13 protein-coding genes and 1 pseudogene are annotated in these 18211 nt (G+C 71.1%); 4 read left to right on the top strand and 10 right to left on the bottom strand.

Going from position 1 to position 18211, the window contains the following annotated elements; translation table 11 throughout:
- Positions 1-10 precede the first annotated feature (10 nt).
- The 5 genes from PWG71_RS17665 to PWG71_RS17645 form a co-directional block, all read right to left on the bottom strand.
- Positions 11-1267 (bottom strand): ABC1 kinase family protein, encoded by a 1257-nt coding sequence (locus PWG71_RS17665; RefSeq protein ID WP_274810875.1) that lies wholly within the window; start codon positions 1265-1267, stop codon positions 11-13.
- Positions 1255-2328 (bottom strand): SRPBCC domain-containing protein, encoded by a 1074-nt coding sequence (locus PWG71_RS17660; RefSeq protein WP_274810874.1) that lies wholly within the window; start codon positions 2326-2328, stop codon positions 1255-1257. The genes PWG71_RS17665 and PWG71_RS17660 overlap by 13 nt, the downstream gene beginning before the upstream one ends.
- 79 nt (positions 2329-2407) lie before the next feature.
- Positions 2408-3043 carry a DUF6073 family protein gene (locus PWG71_RS17655; protein WP_274810872.1) on the bottom strand — a complete coding sequence of 212 codons (636 nt, stop codon included), beginning with the start codon at positions 3041-3043 and terminating at the stop codon, positions 2408-2410.
- Positions 3044-3105: 62 nt separating this feature from the next.
- On the bottom strand, positions 3106-4413 hold the full coding sequence (locus PWG71_RS17650; RefSeq protein WP_274810871.1) for a HEAT repeat domain-containing protein: 1308 nt from the start codon (positions 4411-4413) through the stop codon (positions 3106-3108).
- 382 nt (positions 4414-4795) lie between these two features.
- Positions 4796-4987, bottom strand: a complete 192-nt coding sequence (locus PWG71_RS17645; RefSeq protein WP_274810870.1) for a hypothetical protein — start codon at positions 4985-4987, stop codon at positions 4796-4798.
- A gap of 28 nt (positions 4988-5015) precedes the next feature.
- Here PWG71_RS17645 and PWG71_RS17640 point away from each other — a divergent pair, with 28 nt between their 5' ends.
- The 3 genes from PWG71_RS17640 to PWG71_RS17630 are packed head-to-tail and all read left to right on the top strand — an operon-like array spanning position 5016 to position 7476.
- Positions 5016-5762: a helix-turn-helix transcriptional regulator gene (locus tag PWG71_RS17640; protein ID WP_274810869.1), complete on the top strand. Its 747-nt coding sequence runs from the start codon at positions 5016-5018 to the stop codon at positions 5760-5762.
- Positions 5763-5779: 17 nt separating this feature from the next.
- Entirely contained in the window at positions 5780-6739 is a 960-nt protein-coding gene (locus PWG71_RS17635; RefSeq protein ID WP_274810867.1) for a DUF1702 family protein, read from the top strand.
- Positions 6736-7476 (top strand): TetR/AcrR family transcriptional regulator, encoded by a 741-nt coding sequence (locus PWG71_RS17630; protein ID WP_274810865.1) that lies wholly within the window; start codon positions 6736-6738, stop codon positions 7474-7476. The genes PWG71_RS17635 and PWG71_RS17630 overlap by 4 nt, the downstream gene beginning before the upstream one ends.
- Here PWG71_RS17630 and PWG71_RS17625 read toward each other — a convergent pair.
- From PWG71_RS17625 to PWG71_RS17615, 3 genes and pseudogenes are all read right to left on the bottom strand, one after another.
- Positions 7452-7772 (bottom strand): annotated as a pseudogene (locus tag PWG71_RS17625) (flavin reductase family protein); the annotation flags it as partial. The gene PWG71_RS17630 and the pseudogene PWG71_RS17625 sit on opposite strands and share 25 nt — an antisense overlap.
- An 80-nt stretch (positions 7773-7852) precedes the next feature.
- Positions 7853-8293, bottom strand: a complete 441-nt coding sequence (locus PWG71_RS17620; protein WP_274810864.1) for an acyl-CoA thioesterase — start codon at positions 8291-8293, stop codon at positions 7853-7855.
- Positions 8290-14064 carry a type I polyketide synthase gene (locus PWG71_RS17615; protein WP_274810863.1) on the bottom strand — a complete coding sequence of 1925 codons (5775 nt, stop codon included), beginning with the start codon at positions 14062-14064 and terminating at the stop codon, positions 8290-8292. The genes PWG71_RS17620 and PWG71_RS17615 overlap by 4 nt, the downstream gene beginning before the upstream one ends.
- A 502-nt stretch (positions 14065-14566) precedes the next feature.
- On the opposite strand from PWG71_RS17615, the gene PWG71_RS17610 reads away from it, so the two are divergent.
- On the top strand, positions 14567-15892 hold the full coding sequence (locus tag PWG71_RS17610) for an ABC transporter substrate-binding protein (RefSeq protein WP_274810862.1): 1326 nt from the start codon (positions 14567-14569) through the stop codon (positions 15890-15892).
- A gap of 22 nt (positions 15893-15914) precedes the next feature.
- On the opposite strand, the gene PWG71_RS17605 is transcribed toward PWG71_RS17610, so the two are convergent.
- Positions 15915-16571 (bottom strand): TVP38/TMEM64 family protein, encoded by a 657-nt coding sequence (locus tag PWG71_RS17605; RefSeq protein ID WP_274811052.1) that lies wholly within the window; start codon positions 16569-16571, stop codon positions 15915-15917.
- A 220-nt stretch (positions 16572-16791) separates the two neighbouring features.
- A complete protein-coding gene (locus PWG71_RS17600; protein ID WP_274811051.1) occupies positions 16792-18177 on the bottom strand; it encodes a sensor histidine kinase in 1386 nt (461 codons plus the stop codon).
- Between the last annotated feature and the right edge of the window lie 34 nt (positions 18178-18211).

Below are 18211 nucleotides of genomic sequence, written 5' to 3'. Positions count from 1 at the left end.
GCGGGAACGGTCAGAACCCGTCCTGGATCTCCACGGTGGGCATGAGGGAGCGCAGCGTCCCCTCGGCGACCATCAGCGCGGACAGCGGGAACACGAACTCCGCCCGCGAATGCACGCCGTAGCGGGTCTGCAACTCGAAGATCCCGTTGCCGAACTCCGCCATGGTGAACACGCCCCCGTCACCGCCGTGCGCCCGGACGTGGCGTTCCATCGCCTCGACGAACTCACCCCGGCGCCGTTCGTCGGCGTCCGGCGCGCTGTCGAAGACGATCTCCCCGCAGGTACGCCCGTCGCCGATGGCGATGGCACGGAAGAAGCGGTCCAGGCTCTCCCTGGTGTGCTCCGAGACCCGTACCGCGTACCCGGCGTCCAAGAGCACGACCCGGCCGTTCCCGTGAACGTAGAGGTTGCCCGGATGCAGGTCGCAGTGGACGAAACCGTCCTCGAACACCATGCGCCGCACGGCGCGCAGGGCACGGCGCGCCGCGACCGCCTGCGCGGTGGGCGGGACCCGGGCGCCCAGACCGGGGACGTACCGGGTGACCAGTACGCTCGATCCGCACAGATCCGGGTACAGGGCGGGGACGTCGACCCCGGGCAGGCGGGCCAGGTTCGCGGCCAGAACGCGGTGGTTCTCCGCCTCGGCGATGTAATCGGTCTGGGCCATGATCACGTCGGCGACGTAGTCGACCAGGTCCGCCAGTGGCCGGCCACCGGTGCGGTCCCAACGGACCGCCAACGACGCGGCGGCCCGCAGCAGCCTCAGGTCGGCCGCCATGAGCCGGTCCACGCCCGGACGGCGCAGTTTGACCGCGACCCGTTCGGAACCGACGGCCCCCCGGTAGACGCAACCGACGGTGCCCGAACCGAGCAGGATCCCGGTGACCTCGACGTCGGCCAGAGCCGGCACCTCGTCCCGCGCTCTCCGGAGGGCGACCGCGCGTTCGGCGGCGGACATGGGTCGGGCCCGATCGTGCAGCACGCCCAGGGCGTCCGCCCAGATCGGGCCGATCATGTCGCGCCGGGATCCGATGAGCTGCCCGGCCTTGGCCGCCGTCGGCCCCAAGCGCTGGAGGCCGACGGCCACGGAGGTCGCCACGCCGCGCCGGGCGCCCGCGGCGCCTCCACCCGGCAGGCCGGCGGCGGCCGCGACCGCGGCGGTGACGACCGTGCCCGCCCCGATCAGACCGAGCGCGCCCAGACGGCGGGCCGTCTCGAAGCGCGTCGGGGCGGGGCGCGCGACGCGGCCGGGGGTCACCTGCTCCACGCGTGCGGTCCCGGTCCGTCGGTCCCCGATCCCGGCGCCTCACCCGGGGGGCCGCCCATCAGCAGGACCAGCCGTCCGAAGGCCGACGCCCAGAAGGCGGTGAGCAGCGCCCGGTCCACCGGGGCCTCGGCGAGCTGCCCGAACCGTTCCCACCCGGAGTGGAACACCTGGAGGACGCTGCGTCCCAGGCCCGCCGGTTCGATCCACAGGTGCCCGTCGAGCGGGCCGGGCCACCCGAGGCGGTGGAGGGTGAACTCCAAGCGGGGCTGGAAGGAGGGGAAGCTCTGGTTGGCCTCGACGTGTCGGGTCACGGTCAGCGAGGCCGTACCGCTGGCGTCGCCGATGGTGAAGTCGACCCGGTCACCTTCGACGAGGGTGCCCGAACTGCGCCCGAGCCAGAACTGGAGGGCCGGTATCGAGGTCAGCGTCGACCAGGCCTCGAAGGTGCCGAGGGGCAGCTCGGTCTGGATGTAGGGTCCCATGCGCCGCCAGGGCCACCGCTGCCGGCGGCCGGTGCGCAGGTGTTCGGCGAGCTGGTCCAGGATGCCGGGCCAGCCCATGCCGTTCCAGGACCGCCAGTCCGAGGGCGGGTTGGTGGCGCGCTCGACGACGCGGACACGGACCACCCCGCCGGTCGGTTCGGAGAGTTCCCAGCGCACGGTGGTCGCGGGCCCCACCCCGACCCAGCGCCACAGGTGTTCCAACAGCGCACGGCCCTCGTGGGGGGGTTCGGCGGCGACGGTACGGCACCAGAAGAACTCGCCGTCGTTGAAGTCCAGCGCGCTCTCCCGACCCGGGGCGGCCCAGAACTCGTCCGCGTCGGCGAACCACTGGGCGATGGCGTAGGGATCGGTGAGGGCGTTCCACACGTCGTCGAGGCCGTGGCCCCGGATATGGATGTCGCTGACGAGTTCCTCCCAGCGACGGTGGGCGACCGGATGTCCCCCCGACGAGCCGAGGGGAGGGAATTCGAGGATCTCGTGGGTGAACTCGGGGCCGCCCGGCGGACCGGATTCCGGGCGGGGCCGCTCTTCGGGTGGTGCGACGGGTTCGACGGACACGGGGCTCTCCACTCTCGATGCGGGTCGGGGCGCGCGACGGTGGGTGGACGGGCCCCGCCCGTCCACCCACCGCGGTCGATCAGCTGAAGCGCTCGGGGGGCAGGTAGCCGCCCATGTTGAACTTCAGGCTGGTCAGGTAGGCCGTCGGCTCGTCCCAGGGGGTGCGGACGTCGTAGAGCGGGAGCATCCGGTAGATCTGCCCCTTGCCGGGGGCGCCGGCCGGTGGGATGGAACGGACGTCGTCGATGGTGAGGATGACGGGCTCGCGGTTGAACAACCGGGTGCCCAGTTTGGGGATGTCGAACATGCAGCCGACGGCCATCCGACAGGCCTTGGCGGCCGGCCCCTCCCCCGCGTAGGGGTCGAAGGGGGTGCGGATCTGCCCGGCGGAGAGGTACTCGGGGTTGAGGGTGACCGTGATGGTGCCCAGTTCCTCGGAGACACCGGTCATGTGCATCTCGATGAGGTTGGTGTAGACCTCGGCGTCGGCCCACTCCTCGTCGGTGGCCGGGGAGCGCACGACGCGCACGTAACCGTCGAACTCGACGTCGAACTCACCGACGCCGGGGATCGCGAAGGTGTCCCACGAGTGCAGGCCCAGGTTGTCGATACCGGGCTCGGGCGCCTTCCACTTGACGACGGGGGATCCCTCGTACAGATTCGGCACCCCCTCGGTCTCCACCGGGCGGCCGAGCAGGGTCTTCTTTTCGGACATGGACTTTCCTCACCTTTCCTGTGCAGGGAACCCGAAGGGCCCAACGGGCCCCGCGGGGTTCGTCAGACGCGGCCGGGGCGGTGGTCGGAGCAGGTGCGACCGGGCTCGTCGGGGATGCCGTCCTGGTCGCTGTCGAGCTCACCGTCCACGGTGCTGTACACATCGCGGGAGTTGAGGTCGATCTTCCCGTCGCCGTCCCAGTCGTTGAGCTTCCCCTTGAAGGTGCCGAGGATGAACACGTTGGTCTTCGGCCCGACCTCGGGGTCGTGGAGGGTGGACAGGATTCCGTTGCCCGGGGCCAGCATCTCGGTGATGTCCTTGCCGACCATGTTCTCGACGTCGGTGTAGCCCCACCCTTGGAAGCGACCGCGGACGTAGCGGATGGCCGATTCCCCGCGCACCTGGATGTCGGGGTCGAGGAACCAGGTGCCGAAGCGGGCGAAACCGATGTCGGTCTGGCGGGTACCCCGGCTCGGGTCCGCCGCGCGCCCCGAGTGGTAGAAGGTCCGGGGCACCTGGGACTCGAAGTAGAAGTTGCCCCGGTCGGCCCTGGTCCGGTCGGTGAACCCGCGGAACAGGTAGTTGTCCATGTGCCGGGTGCCGTCCTCGTACAGCCCGTCGATGGTCTTGGCCATCAGGAGCTGGCGTTCGCGCGTGGCGACGTTGGGGCAGGCGTGCGCCTGGCCGTAGACCCGGGCGAGGCCGCGCGGCCCGAGGGAGAGCTTGCCCCAGTGCCGGTTGGTGTCGTCCAGGCGGATGTACAGGTCGCAGTGGATGAGCAGGTAGATCGTCTCGTCGAAGGTGCGGCCCTCGGTGAAGACGGCCTCACGCGCGTCGAAGGCCGGGTCTCCGGTCCGCAGCTCGCTGAGGAAGAGCTTGGCCCACTCGGCGATCTCGGGGTCCGGGTCGTCCAGGAACCGGGACAGGGTGCTCATGGCGTGGGGGCCGCCGAGCTTCTCGATGGCCCACAGGGTGTCCCACCGGATCTCGCGGTCCTTCTCGGTGCGCACGACCTGTTCCAGCACCTCGAAGACGTCCGCGGGGTCGCGGTCGGCGTACTCGAAGACGGCCTGCTCACGGGCCACCGGGTCGGGGTGGGAGAGGGCGTCGCGGGCGAGTTCCTCGTCGGTGCGCGTGTCCAGGCGGACGGCGGCCTTGTTGAGGGCGTAGCCGAAGTCGCTCTGCCAGGCGGCGGGGTCACCGGCGACGAGGCGGGGGTCCATGCTGAGCGTCGTGCGGTAGGAGAAGTTGAGCGCGTCGCGCTGCTCACTGGCCAACTCGGTCAGGGGCGGCTGACCGGCCAGGCCCGCCTGGAGTTCGGCGTCCGCGGGGTCCGGCGGCGGTTGTTTGTGCGCCAGGTCGATCGCCATCTGTTCTCTCCTTTAACCAGCTAATGGGCACCGGGATTATGTTCACCACGATAGGTTCACCGGCCAACGAATTCCTTCTCGTGCATTGCTGGCCGTCCCGATAACACAATCTTCAATTGGCCGCAACACCCGGACACCGATCAATGCTCCAAGAATGCGGCCAGCAAGATCACACCACTAGGTGTGACTAATTAAACACAGAGAAGAGTCACCTTCGGGGCGAGGAGACCCCAAATGCAACAAGAGACACACCCGTACACACAAGAACAGTGAGAAGCACTCTGATCAGCGCGGAACCCAGAACCTCGCGCGGATGACGCCCCTCAGGGGCCGTTTTCGGACGTGACCTATCCGTGCGCACGACCCTCCCCATACCGAGGATTCAACGCTTGGCCACATTATCGCCGGCACCGAAAAGAGCAATACGGAAGACGTCGCCGGGCCAATCTTCGTACAAGATGATCGGATACACGGGAACATGCAGCGCCCCGGCGAACGCCACGACATCCCCACATGCCGTAGAGTCACGAGGAGCCATGGTGCGAGAATCGGTTTGCCAAGCAGTTTCTTTCATACGCAGACGCTATGCCGAGCCGATCACCTTGGCCGATATCGCAGCCGAGGTCTTTGTAAGCCCCTTCCACTTCTCCAGGCTGTTCACCCAGGAGGTCGGGATCTCTCCGGGCAGGTACCTCGGCGCGGTCCGCATGTTCGAGGCCAAGAGACGCCTGGTCGCCTCCTCGATGAACATCTGCGACATCGTGCACAGCGTCGGCTACAGCAGTGTGGGCACCTTCACCAGCAGGTTCACCCGCCTCGTGGGCATGTCGCCCAGGGAGTACCGCAAACCCGAGGTGGGGCGGTCGATGGTCGCGGTCTCCAAGGACTTCAACCGCATGCCCTCACCGGTCGAACTGGCCGGTTCCCCCGGGCCGGCGAGCCTCGACGGAGAACGGCACACCGGCAGCGTTCGCGGCATGATCGAACTGCCTCGCGCGATCCCCGACGGTCGGCTGCTGGTGGGCGTCTACGACACGATCGTGCCCCAGAACCGCCCCGTGGCCTACAGGTTCCTGCCCGCCACCGAGCGCGTCACCTTCACCCTCGGCAACGTCCCGGGCGGGGAATGGAGCCTCATGGCCCTGGCCATGAGAACGGGCGCCCCGGCCAACGCCGACGTACTGGTCGGCACCCTCCCCCACCGGCTCACGGTACGGAAGGGGATGAACACCTGGACCCGGATGTCGATGCGACGTTTGGCGTCGACCGACGTGCCCATGGCCATCAGCCTCGCCGACACCTCCTCCGACCACGTCCACGTGACGGCCCCCCTGGCCTGCGGCCGATGATCGCTCCAGGAGTCCTCGTGCACACCACCCTCGGGACGCTGCGCCGCCGCGTCCTCACGCCGAACACGACCCAGACCCTCGTCGAGACGCGCGGCTTCCACCAGGGGACCGCGACGGCCCGGGTCCTCATCGAGACCGTCGGCCGGTTCTTCCTGGTGGGCTACGGACACGCGGCGGAGACCGGCAGCCCCGAGGACACCGACCGCCGGCTGGCGGACGTTCCCGTGCGCTTCCGCGGATTCGCCCACGAGGGGGCGGCGATGGCGTTCACCGTCCTGGACGCCCTCACCCCGCGCGGGCGACGCGCCGCGGAGTACATGGCGGGACCGGGGCATCCCCACCTGTACATGGCCCATGTCGGCGTCGGCTGGGCCCTGGCCCGGCTTCCCCGGCCGCTCTGGCCGTCCGCGCACACCCTCGATCCGCTGCTCCGGTGGCTGGTCCTGGACGGCTACGGTTTCCACCAGGCCTACTTCCACACGGACCGGTTCGTGCGCCGGAGGGACCGCGACACCCGGCCGGCGCACTGGTCCGGCGACCCCGGCTACGCCGCACGGGCCATGGACCAAGGGATCGGGCGGGCGCTGTGGTTCGTCGCCTGCGCCGATCCCGGGCGCGTCGCCGACCTGGTGGAGTCCTTCCCCGAACGGCGCCGGGCCGACCTGTACAGCGGTGTGGGGCTGGCCGCCGTCTACGCCGGGGGCGCGGATCGCGAGGCTCTGGAGCGTCTGCGCGACCGGGCCGGAGCCCATCGGCGTTGGCTGGCCCAGGGCGCGGCCTTCGCCGCGGAGGCACGACTGCGCGCCGACCTCTCCGTGCCGCACGTGGGAGTCGCCGTCACCGCGCTGTGCGGTGCCTCCCCGGAATCGGCGGCGTGGTCGGCCCGGGAGACCCGACCCGCCGAGGGCCGAGGTCGCGAAGGCGTGCCGGGCTACGAGGTGTGGCGAACACGGTTGGCCGAACGGTGGGCCGTGTGAGCCCCAGACGCGCCGACCCCCGGACCCCGTCGGCCCTGGTCCACGCGGCCGCGCGCGTGCTCGCCTCCGAGGGCCCGTCGGCGCTGACCACCCGTCGACTCGCCCGGGAGGCCGGGTGTTCGACGATGGCCGTCTACACGAACTTCGACGGCATGACGGGGCTGGTCCGGGCGATGGTCCACGAGGGCTTCGCCCGGCTGTACGCGCGGTTCTCCCGTGTGCGGGCGACCGCGGACCCCGTGGCCGACCTGGCGCTGTACGGGCGGATCTACCGGGCGAGCGCGGTGGCCGACCCGCACCTGTACTCCGTGATGTTCGGTTCCTCCTCCCTGGCTGGGTTCTCCCTCTCGGACGACGATCGACAGCACGGCAGGTACACGATGGCCGGTGTGGTCGCCTGTACCGAACGGTGCATGCGGGCGGGGCGGTTCGACGACGGCGATCCGTTCCTGGTCGCCCACCACATGTGGACGACCGTGCACGGGGTGACCTCGCTGGAATTGGGCTCCTACCTGGTCGAACCCTACGGGGCCGATGACTGCTTCGAGTCCCTGTTGCCCGCCCTCATGGTGGGTGCCGGGGACGTCCGCGAGCGGGCCGTGGACTCGGTGGAGCTGTCGCGTTCCAGGTTCCAGCGCCCCGCCCCGGGCCCCCTCAGCTCGCCGTCCACGAAGAACAGGGGGTCGCTGTCGGCCCCCGCGACGGCGGTGAGCACCCTCCCGACCACGATGGAATGATCCCCGGCGTGATGGACGGTCTCCACCGCGCACTCCAGCCATCCCCGGGCACCCGCCAGCAGCGGAGCGCCCGTACGGGCCCCGCGGTACCAGGCCCACCGGTCGAACTGGACGGCGCCCGTGGGGCGGGAGCCGTCGGCGAAGTACCGGGCCAGAGCCGTCTGATCCGCCCCCAGCAGGGACACGCCGAACATCCCCCGGTCGTGGACCGTGGCGTGCAGACGTGCGTTGAGGGCGACGCAGCACAGGATCAGCGGGGGTTCCAGGGAGACCGACGTGAAGGCGTTGGCGGTCATCCCGTGCGGGGTGTCCCCTCCGGTCGTGAGCACGGTCACCCCGGTGGGAAAGCGCGCCATGACCGTGCGCAGGTCCACCATCAGACCACCACCCGAGCCGGGGCGAAGGGCGCCAGGGCGGCCCGCAGGACCTCGGGCACCCGGACCGGGACGACCGCGTCACCGTGACCGCGCATGCACACCACCCGCTGGTTCCCCCGGGCCACGGGGGTCTCCACGGCCCCGTTCACCCGCACGTAGTCGAAGGAGAAACCGATCTGCGTCTGGGTCAGCTCCTCCAGACGCATACGGACCGACAGGACGTCGAAGGCGGTGGTCTCGGCCAGGAAGTCGCAATCGACGCGGAGCGTGAAGAGCTTGAGGTCACCCCGGAGATCGTCCAGCACGGAAGGGGCGTGGTCGCGCAGGAACATCTCCCGGCAGCGCCCCTGCCAGCGCAGATAGTGCGCGTAGTACACGTTGCCGACCAGGTTGGTCTCCTCAAGGCTGACGATGTGCCGCATCTCGTAGTGGTCGGTCACGGGTTCGACTCCTTCGGCGAGGGGACTTCGGGGACACGGCCGACGGCGACCACCACGGGGTCCGCGCGACCCGCCAGGGTGGTGACACCGGTGGCGATCTCGGTCGCACCCGAGGTGAACACGACCCATCCGTCGGGATGGACGCGGTCCAGAACCACGGCACGCGTCGCGGTTCCGAGTTTGCGCAGACATTCCAGGGCCGCCCAGAGGCGGGTGGCCGACGTGTCCGCGTCCTCACCCGTCTCGGTCACCAGCAGGTCGGCCACGGCCAGGGCGTCGGGGCCGAGCAGGTCGGCCCGGGCGGTGCGGTCCCGCCCGACCACCTCCTCGATGTCGCAGCCCACGGGTGCGTCCGCGGCCACGGCCAGGGTCACTCCGGCTCCGTGGGAGACGGAGACGTGCGCTCCGTCGACCTCGGGCCGACCGTCCGGCCGGTGGCGCACGCGCACGGGTCGATCGAGACAACGTCGCAGGGCCGCGGCGGTCGCCTCCCCTCGGTCGGGGCCGGCGTCGGGCTCGACGGCGATCGACACCCCTTCCCCCAGGAACCGGGAGGCGCATCGTTCCATGTGCGGGCCGAGCAGCGGCGCGGGCCAGGGGCCGGCACCGCCGCGGACGCGCACCGCCTTCAGGCGCAGACCCTCCCACCGTTCGACGACCCGGCCCTCCGGGTCCGACAGCTCCACGTCGTAGACGTGCGCGTCCCCGTCCCTGGACCGTTCCGACGCCGCCAGCAGGAACGGGCCCTCGTCGTCGGTCCGGGCGGGCAGGAGGCGATCGACCCGCTCGGGCAGAAGGACCGCGTCGGGCACGCCGCTCTGGAGCGCGTGCATCGCGGTGTCGCGGACCCCGGGGTCCGCCAGGACCAGGTCCTGCGGCAGGTAAGGGGCGAACCACGGGACACCGGTGCCTCCGGAGACCTCGGCCACGGTGTGCCGCGCGCTCACGCGGCGATAGGCCGACAACCGTTGGAACCGCTTCCCCTGGAAGAGCAGGGAGCCGTAGAGTTCCGCGCCGGGGTCGATACGGACCCGTGGTGCGTCGGTACCGGGCACCAGGGGCCCCCGCTCGGGGCGATCGGCCGGGGACCACCGCAGGACCGACCGGAAGTGGTCGACGGCGAAGCCCGTATCCTCGCTGCGCACGACCACGTCCACCGTGCGGGTGTCACGGACCAGGGCGGCCACACGGATCACACATCTTCCGGAGGCGGACACGACGATCGGCCGCAGGAACTCCATGTCCTCGAAGACGGGGACACCGGTGTGTCCGCCGATCGCCGCTCCGACCTGGGCCATGGCCTCCATGCCGATGACCGCGGGCACCAGCGCGTCGCCGTCGAGCCGGTGATCGTCCAGATAGGGGTCGGTCGCGGTGGACGACTCCGTTTCGGTGACCAGTTCGGTGCCGGGGTGGTGGACCAGGATCCGCTCCAGGAAGCGTCCCAGGGGAAGGGCGGCCGGGGCGGGCAGGGTCGGTGGGGCGCCCAGCCGTCCGCAGACCACGATGACCGGTCCGGCGGAGGTGTCGGAGAGCAGGTCGCGCAACACCTCCAACCCCTCGTCGACGGAAATCGGTGTCACCCCTTCACGGGCGAGGGATTCGACGACCCCCATGCGCTCGCCCATACCGGAACCGGACCACACCGACCACTCGATCGCCAGGACCCTGGTGCGCGGATGGAGACGTCCGTACTCCTCGGCCAGGGCGCTCATCCGGTCGTTGGCGGCGGCGTAGTGGGCCTCTCCGCGCAGCCCCACCCGTCCGATGACGCTGCCGAAGGTGACCAGGAGACGGAGCCGGTCGGGGTCGATCGCCGCGAGCGCCGCCCGCAACCCGTCGACCTTGGGCGCCGAGGCGGCGGCCAGGTCCTCGGGGGTGAGCGAGCCGATCGGGGCGGGCTCGTTGCGTCCGGCACCGTGCAACAGGGCCGTGACGGTACCGAACGCGGCGGCGCGTTCGACCGCGGCGCGGACCTGATCGGGGTCGGTCACGTCCGCGCGTTCGTAGCGGTGGCGGACACCGGCGGCGGCCATCCGCTCCAGGTTCGCGGCCAGCTCGGGATCGGCCGCGGGGTCCGAACGCCCGAGCAGGAGCAGACCGACCCCATGGCGGAGAGCCAGGTCACGCGCGCACTCCGCGGTGATGCCCTTCCCTCCTCCGGTGACCAGGACCACGTCGTCGAAGCCGAGGGGAGGATCGGCCTCGGGGCGTTCCCGTCCGGGGAGGAGGGGGACCAGATCGGGGACGGTGCGCCCCTCCTCCGCGTAGCGGACCTCGGTGTAGGCGGTGGTGGCGACCGTGTCGGCGAGCACCGTCCCCGTCAGGCGATCGTGTGCGCCGGAATCGGTCCCGTCCGTATCGGCTTCGATGACCGTGACCGGCACCCGTGCCTCCAGGTGCAGGGTGCGGGCCAGACCGGAGACGATCGGCCCGGGTTGGACCACGACCAACCGGACTCCACGACCGGCCGCCTCCTGGGCCGCCGCCAGCGAGGCGGCCGGGTGGGCGGGGTCGGGGACCAAGAGGACGCCCTCCCCCACGCCGGCCCCGGCCAACGCCGCGCGCAGGGTCTCGGCGATCCGGTGCCCGCCGGGCGCGTACGACGACCAGTGGGCCGTGGTGGTGGACCGGGGGACACGGACGGGGGCGGGGTCGGGTGCGGTTCGCCGTCCGAGCCGGAAGGCCCGGACCCAGGGTCCGACGCCGGCCGCTTCGGACGTGGCTCCCGGATCGTCGCCCTCCCCCGTCGAGGCGTCGATGACGGCGGCCAGGTCCGCGAGGCTGGAGGTGGCGTGACCGCTGGTCGCCTCCAGCGGGGGCCGGCCCAGCATGCGGGCCACCTCGTTGGCGATCTGGCCGACGGTGATGGAACTCAGGTGGAGTTCGTCCAACGGCCGGGTGTGCGCGGTGACGGTCTCCAGTGGCAGTTCGACCCGGGCCGCGACCTGCCGACGGAGCAACAGGAGGGTATCGACATTCTCCGCCTCGGAAACGTCGAGGGCCGGCGCGGGTTCGGGGGTCCGGGACGGGGAGGTGCGCCCCAGCGGGCTGTCGGCCACCGTCTCACAAGGGTTGACGAGGAAATCGCGGGACTCGCGGAGAGGACGGATCAGGCGGCCCTCGAAGAGCCGACGGACGGCCAGCGGGGCGCCGAGGGCGAAGGCCGCGCCCAGGGCCTTCAACGTGGGCGACAGCGTGGGGGCGTCGGTGTCCACCGTCAGGGCGGGGACGTCGGGGGCGATCCGCTCCGCCGTCCGGGCCAGCACCCGTCCCGGACCGACCTCCAGGAAGAGGTCGGTGTCCGGCGCGATACGCGCGACGGCCTCACCGAACAGGACCGGGCGGGTCACCTGCTCGGACAGCAGGTCCGGGAGCGAGGCGTCCGGTCGGAGATCGGTACCGACCACGGTGGAGACCACGCGACGCGTCGGTGGGGTGAAGGGGATCCCGTCGAGCACGCTCCGCAGTCCGGGAACGGCCGGGGCGACCAGGGGGGAGTGGAAGGCGTGGGAGACCCGGAGGGGGGCGACGTCCAGGCCGCGGGCGCGGGCCCGGTCCCGTACGCGTCCGATGGCGGCGGCGGTGCCCGAGACCACGGTCTGCCCGGGTCCGTTGTGCGCGGCGACCACGGCTTCGGACTCCGGTTCGTCGGTCAGGAGGCGGGCCACGTGTTCGGTGTCCGCGGCGACGTGGAGCATGGCGCCGCCGGACCTCGCGGTCTCCGCCATGATCCGCCCGCGCGCGCGGGCCAGGGCCGACAGGCTCTCGGCGTCCATGGCACCCGCCCAGTACAGGGCGGTGAGTTCGCCCAGGCTGTGGCCGACCGCCGCCCGGGCGGTCACCCCGAGGTCCTCCATCAGCCCCAGGGCCGCCATGGAGCCGGCGACGATCCTGGGCTGGGCGATCTCCGTGGCGACCGGGTCCCCCTCGGGCAGCCGGGCCACGTCCAGCGTGTCCTCGACGCTCGGGAACCGACGGCGCAGGGCCCCCAGGCTCCCGTCGCCCGATCCCTGACCCGGCATCAGGAAGGTGATCCGGGGCGGCCCGGTCCGTTGGGAGAGGAAGACGCCCTCCCCGGGGGAGACGACCTCCTCCTCGCCTGCGTCGATCCGGGAGATCAGTGCCGTCACGGCGCGCGCGGCCGCGTGCGGCTCGGTGGCGACGACGGCGCAGCGCACCGGACCGCCGCCGAGCCCGTCGGCGGCCTCGGCGGCCAGATCGGTGAACTCCGCGTAGGAGAGGTGCGGGAGAAGGTCGGCCCAGGCGGTGAGTCGGGTGCGCAGGGCGGCCCGGTCCGGGGCGTCCGCGAGGAGCAGTTCGGCATCCTGGCGGCCCGCCACCAGGGCGCGGGTCCGGGCGTCGGGGGCGATCGGGGCGGGGTCTTCGACCGGGTCGGCGGCCTGGAGCGCGATGTGGGTGTTGATACCGCCGAACCCCATGGCGGAGACACCGGCGCGCAGCGGACGCCCTTGAGGCCAGGGTTCGGCCCGGACGGGCACGCGCAGGCGGGCGCCCTCCACGGTGAGCAGGGGATGCGGGGTGTGCTGGGCGGTACCGGGTGGGACGACCCGGTGGTGAACGGCCAGGGCCGCCTTGATGAGCCCGGCGACACCGGCGGCCGCCTTCGTGTGGCCGATGTTGGCCTTGACGCTGCCCAGGGCGGCCGGGGCTCCCGGGCCGCGCGCCGCGGACAGGGCGGCGATCTCCGTGGCGTCGCCGAGCGCGGTGCCCGTGCCGTGACCTTCGAAGTAACCGACCGTGGCCGGGGGGTATCCGGCCCGCGCGTAGGCGCGTTCCAGGGCGACGCGATGGCCCTCCTCCTCCGGCCGGGTGATACCCCCGGCCCCGTCGGAGGAGATCGCCCAACCGGTGATGAGGGCGTAGACACGGGCGTCGGCGGCGAGCGCGTCCTCCTCGCGCATCAACACGAGGACGCCCGAGCCCTCCCCCGGCCAGAAACCATTGGAGTCGCGGTCGTAGACGCGCATGTCGCCGGTGGCCAGGGCTCCGGTGCGGGCGAAGCCCACCAGTTCGAAGGGGTCCAGGGACAGGTCGACCCCCCCGACGAGGGCCACGTCCAGGTCTCCGTCGGTCAGTGCCCGGGCGGCGGTGACGACCGACAGCAGGGAGGAGGCACAGGCACCGTCGACGGTATGGCCGCCACCGCGGAGGTCGAAGTGGTTGCACACCCTTCCGGCGATGGTGTTGGACAGTCCACCGGCCAGGGTGTCCTCGTCCATCTCGGGGAAGGGCGCCTTGTAGGCCTCCTCCGCCTCGGTCAGCAGACGGGCCGTCTCGTCGTCGTCCCAGCCCCGTCGGCGCAGGACCTCGGCCAGGGTCCGGCGGACATAGGGCCAGCGCAGACGGAGGGAGTTGGCCCGGGAGAACTCACCGGTGAGGCTGTTGCCCAGAACGACTCCGGTGGTGCCCCGCGGCAGTCCTCGCCCCTCGGGGAACCCGGCGTCCGCCAGGGCACGGGCCGCGGTGTCCAAGGCGAGCCAATGGGTCATGTCCGTGGAACGGAAAGTGCTGCCCGCCACCCGGTAGGCGGCCCGGTCGAAATCGAATCCGCGCAGCAGGGCCGCCTTGTCGGAATGGAATCGATCGGAATCCGTCGGATCCGCGGACCGGTAATCCGCGAGGGAGAGCCGTTCGGGTGGGATGCGACGAAACGAGCGGCGCCCGGCCAGGACGTTCTCCCAGAGCTCGTCCGGGGTATCGGCGTCCGGGTAACGGCAGGCCATGCCGACGATGGCGATCCTGTCCATGCTGCCTCCGATGCATCGGGACGACTGCCACCCAGGATGACCAAAAGCGGAGAGGACATTCTTCTTTGTTTTTGCTCATGGCAATTTTATAACGCTGATATTTTTCACGGGAGTTTCCCGTGTCACGTCTTCATGGAAGAACGACGCCAACGGCCGACCCGGCACGGCCGGCCCGCCCTCCGAGGCGAAGACCTCGGAGACGCCACGCGACGCCCCCGGTGAACACGAAGAGCTTTCGTTCGATGACTTTCAGGCACTGGAGCCCCGTCGTTCATCCGGTGACCGACTGTGGACAGTGACAACATCACGAGTTCACTCGAACACCATGCGCAACATTTTGCACCCCTCCCGCTGGTGCGGGTCGCACGCATGGTGTTTACTCGCTAGTAACGTACCGGCCAGTAGGTTTCTTTTCGATGCCCTGTCCGGTCACGGCCCCCTACCCCCACCGGGCCGTTCGCGCCCGCTCCGTGAAGGTCACAACGAAGTCCAGGACAGCACCATGCGACCACTGAGATCGATCGCCTCGGCACTGGCCGTCGCGGTACTCGTCACATCCTGCTCCAACGGAGGAGACACGGATCAGGCGGCGGAGGAACGAGCCGCCGACGTCCGGGGGGTCACCGACGATGCCATCGTCATCGGCACGCACCAGCCGCTCACCGGGCCCGCCTCCCCCGGCTTCCGGCACGTGTCCACCGGTGCCAGGGCCGTGTTCAACTACATCAACGACAACGGCGGCATCCACGGGCGTCGGATCGAATACCAGGTCCAGGACGACGGCTTCGATCCGGCCCAGACCGTCGAGGTGACCCGCAGCCTGATCCACGATCAGGAGATCTTCGCGATGCTCGGCGGCCTGGGCACCCCCACCCACGAGGCCGTCATCGACGAGATCAACGAGGCCGGCGTGCCCGACCTCTTCGTCTCCTCCGGCGCCCTGTCCTGGGACCAGCCGGACGTCTACCCGTACAGCTACGGCTTCCAGGTGGACTACTCCAAGGAGGCCAAGATCCAGGGGAGGTTCATCGCCGAGAACTTCCCCGACGACAAGGTCGGCCTCCTCTACCAGAACGACGACGTCGGCCCCTCCTCCCAGGCCGGGCTGGAGCAGTACCTCACCGACGAGATCGTCACCTGGGAGTCCTACGACCCCGGGGTCCCCGAACTCGCCGGCCAGGTGGCCTCGCTCAAGAAGCAGAACGCCGACGTCGTGGTGTGCCACTGCATCCCCGCGTTCCTGGGGATGGCCATCCTGGAGGCGACCGCGATCGGCTACACGCCGCAGTGGATCGCCCCCAGCTTCGGCGGCGACGTGGAGATCGTCACCGGGCTCATCCAGGAGTACTCCGAGGGCACGGCGGCCGAGGACGTCCCGCCGGAGGTGTTCCTGGACGGTCTCATCGTCACCGCGTTCCTGCCGATGGCGGCTCAGCGCGACGATCCGTGGACCGAGTTCTTCCTGGAGATCCACGAGGAGTACAACGCCGACACCCCGTTCACCGACACCACCGTCTACGGCATGGTGCAGGCCGTCCTGCTCGCGCAGGTCCTCATGGAGACGGGTCCGGACCTGACCCGTTCGGGCCTGATCGAGACCCTCGGTTCGAGGGAGTGGACCGGACCGGGGCTGGTGCCCTTCGCCGCCACCGAGACCGACCACAGCGGTTACGGCGGCGTCATGGTGGTGCAGCATCACACCGGCGAGAAGCCCGAGGTCCTCCAGGAGCCCATGGTCACCGACAGCGACGGCGGAGAGATCCTGCCGTTCGAGATGGAACGCCCCTCCCCCGACGAGGTGGCGATCTTCGGCGGCGGCGGGTCCTGACCCGACACGGCGAGCGGGGGGATCACTCCCCCTCCGCCCGCCGTCCGCCGGCGCGCCGGCGGGAGCGGACCCACCACAGCAGGGCCGGCAGGGCCGCCAGTACGGCCCCGGCCACCGCGACCGGCAACCCCAGGTCCGTCCCCCCGGCTCCCAGCAGCACCATCGCGCCGGTCGCCGGGACACCGCCCGCGAACGTGCCCAGGGCGAAGGGCGCGACCCGCATCCGGGTGAGACCACACCCGTAGTTGACCGCCTGGTACGGGACGATCGGCAGCAGTCGCAGTTGCAGCACCGCGACGAACGCGTGCCGTTCGGCCACCGCGTCCAACCGCGACCGCACGCCCTCGGGCAGCAGACGGGCCACCGTTCCCCCGGCCGCGTAGCGGGCGACGGCGAACTGGGCCAGCGCCGCACCCACCCCTCCCGTCAGGGCCAACGGCATCCCCGCGCCGAGTCCGAAGAGCAGCCCCGCGGCGAGGTTCAGCGCGGGCCGGGGCACCAGCGCGAACACCGCGATCACGTACAGGACCAGGTAGGCGACGGGGGCGGCCGGCCCGGCCGCCTCGATCCAGGCCCGCACCCGCGCGGGGTCGGGCCCGTACACCAGGGCGGCGATCAGCACCGCGGCCCACACCGCCACGACCGCCGCCCGCGCCCACCTTCCCCGTTCGTTCACCAGGACGGCCCCGGCACGGTACGGGCCGGTCGGACCCGCTCCGAACACGGGAAGGGCACCCTGTCGGGGATGACCGTCGACGACGCCGCGGACGCAGACCGGCGCCTGAAGGAGCAGCCGGACGGCGAGCCCTCCGGAGCCCCGACGAACCCGGTCCGGAAGTCTCCGGTCCGGCGGTCCTGCGACACCTCGCACGAGGAGGTCGTTCCCTCGTGTCGGGGCATCAGCCCTTCGCTTCGGGGTCGGCGGGGATCCGAAGAACGAACAGGGCGCCGCCGAGCAGATCACTGTGACCGGCGATGAGCGTGCCCCCGTAGGCCCGCACGATCTCCCGGGAGATGGGCAGACCCAGACCGCTGCCCCCCGGATCGAGTTCGCGCGATTCGCGCAATCGGGCGAACCGTTCGAAGACGCGCTCGCGATCGGCCTCGGGGATGCCCGACCCGTCGTCGTGCACCTCCACCACCGCGTCCTCCCCGTCGCGATCCACGACGATGTCGATCCGCGAGTGGGCGTGCCGCTCGGCGTTGGCGACCAGATTGGTCAGCACCCGGGTCATCCGCAGCCGATCCACGCGCACCGGGGCCGCGCGCTGTGCGTGGACGTGCAGGTCGACGACCTCGTTGCGGTCACCGAACTCCTTGCCGACGAGATCGGAGAGGTCGACGCGTTGACGCACGGCCGCGACGTCGCTGTCCAGCCGGGCGAGTTCGAGCAGGTCCGCGACGATGTTCTCCAGGCGCTCGGTGTCCGTGAGCAGGCCGGTGAGCAGACGCTCACGGGCCCGGGGGTCGGGCTCGGGGTCGGAGAGCTCGACCTCCAGTTTGGCACGCATCCCGGCGATGGGGTTGCGCAGTTCGTGGGAGGCGTCGGAGATGAACCTCCGCTGCCGGGTGACGGCCTCTTCCAGGCGGTCGAGGCTGGCGTTGGCGGTACGCGCCAGATGGGCGATCTCGTCGTGGGTGCGGGGGACCCGGAGTCGGCGGTGCAGGTCGGTGACCGAGATCTGCTCCATCTCGTGGCTGATCGTCTCCACGGGGCGCAGGGCGCGACCGACGCCGAACCAGATGACGAAACCGGTGAAGGAGAGCAGCGCGACGGAGGTCCCGAACATCACCGCCTCCAGGGTGCCGCTGGTCAGGATGTGGGGCGGGGGTGACGCCGCCAGCACCACGACGTCGCCATAGGCGGAATCGGCCATGGAGTACCCGACCACCAGGTAGCAGTCGTCGGGGCTCTCCCCCACGAAATCCGCGCAGGTGGTGGTGTCGAGGCGGAAGTCACCGCCCGCGGGGTGGTCGCGGGACAGCGCCGGCAGGCCGCGCAGCGCGTCGCTGGCGGCGAGCACCTCTCCGGAGTACCAGTCGACGATCTGGAGGCGCGGGATGGGCTCGGTCGCCGGGATGTCGCCGGGGAAGCGTTCGTCGGTGATCTGATCGGCGATGTGGCGGGCGGCCGTGGCCGTTCGGTCGCGGGCCTGGGTGACGATGAGGTCGCGCAGTACGAGGATGGACGTGATCAGGACGGTGGCGACCACCAGCACGAGCACGACCATCGCCCCCGCGGTGACCCTCCCCCGGAGGGACCGGGGACGCGCGCGGTTCCACATCCGTCTGAGGCGACCGCTGCTGTCCGACACCCGC

Source organism: Nocardiopsis sp. N85 (assembly GCF_028882275.1).
Lineage (GTDB): Bacteria > Actinomycetota > Actinomycetes > Streptosporangiales > Streptosporangiaceae > Nocardiopsis > Nocardiopsis lambiniae.
The sequence above is the reverse complement of the archived record's forward strand: the minus strand, read 5'-3'. Positions and strand labels throughout refer to the sequence as shown.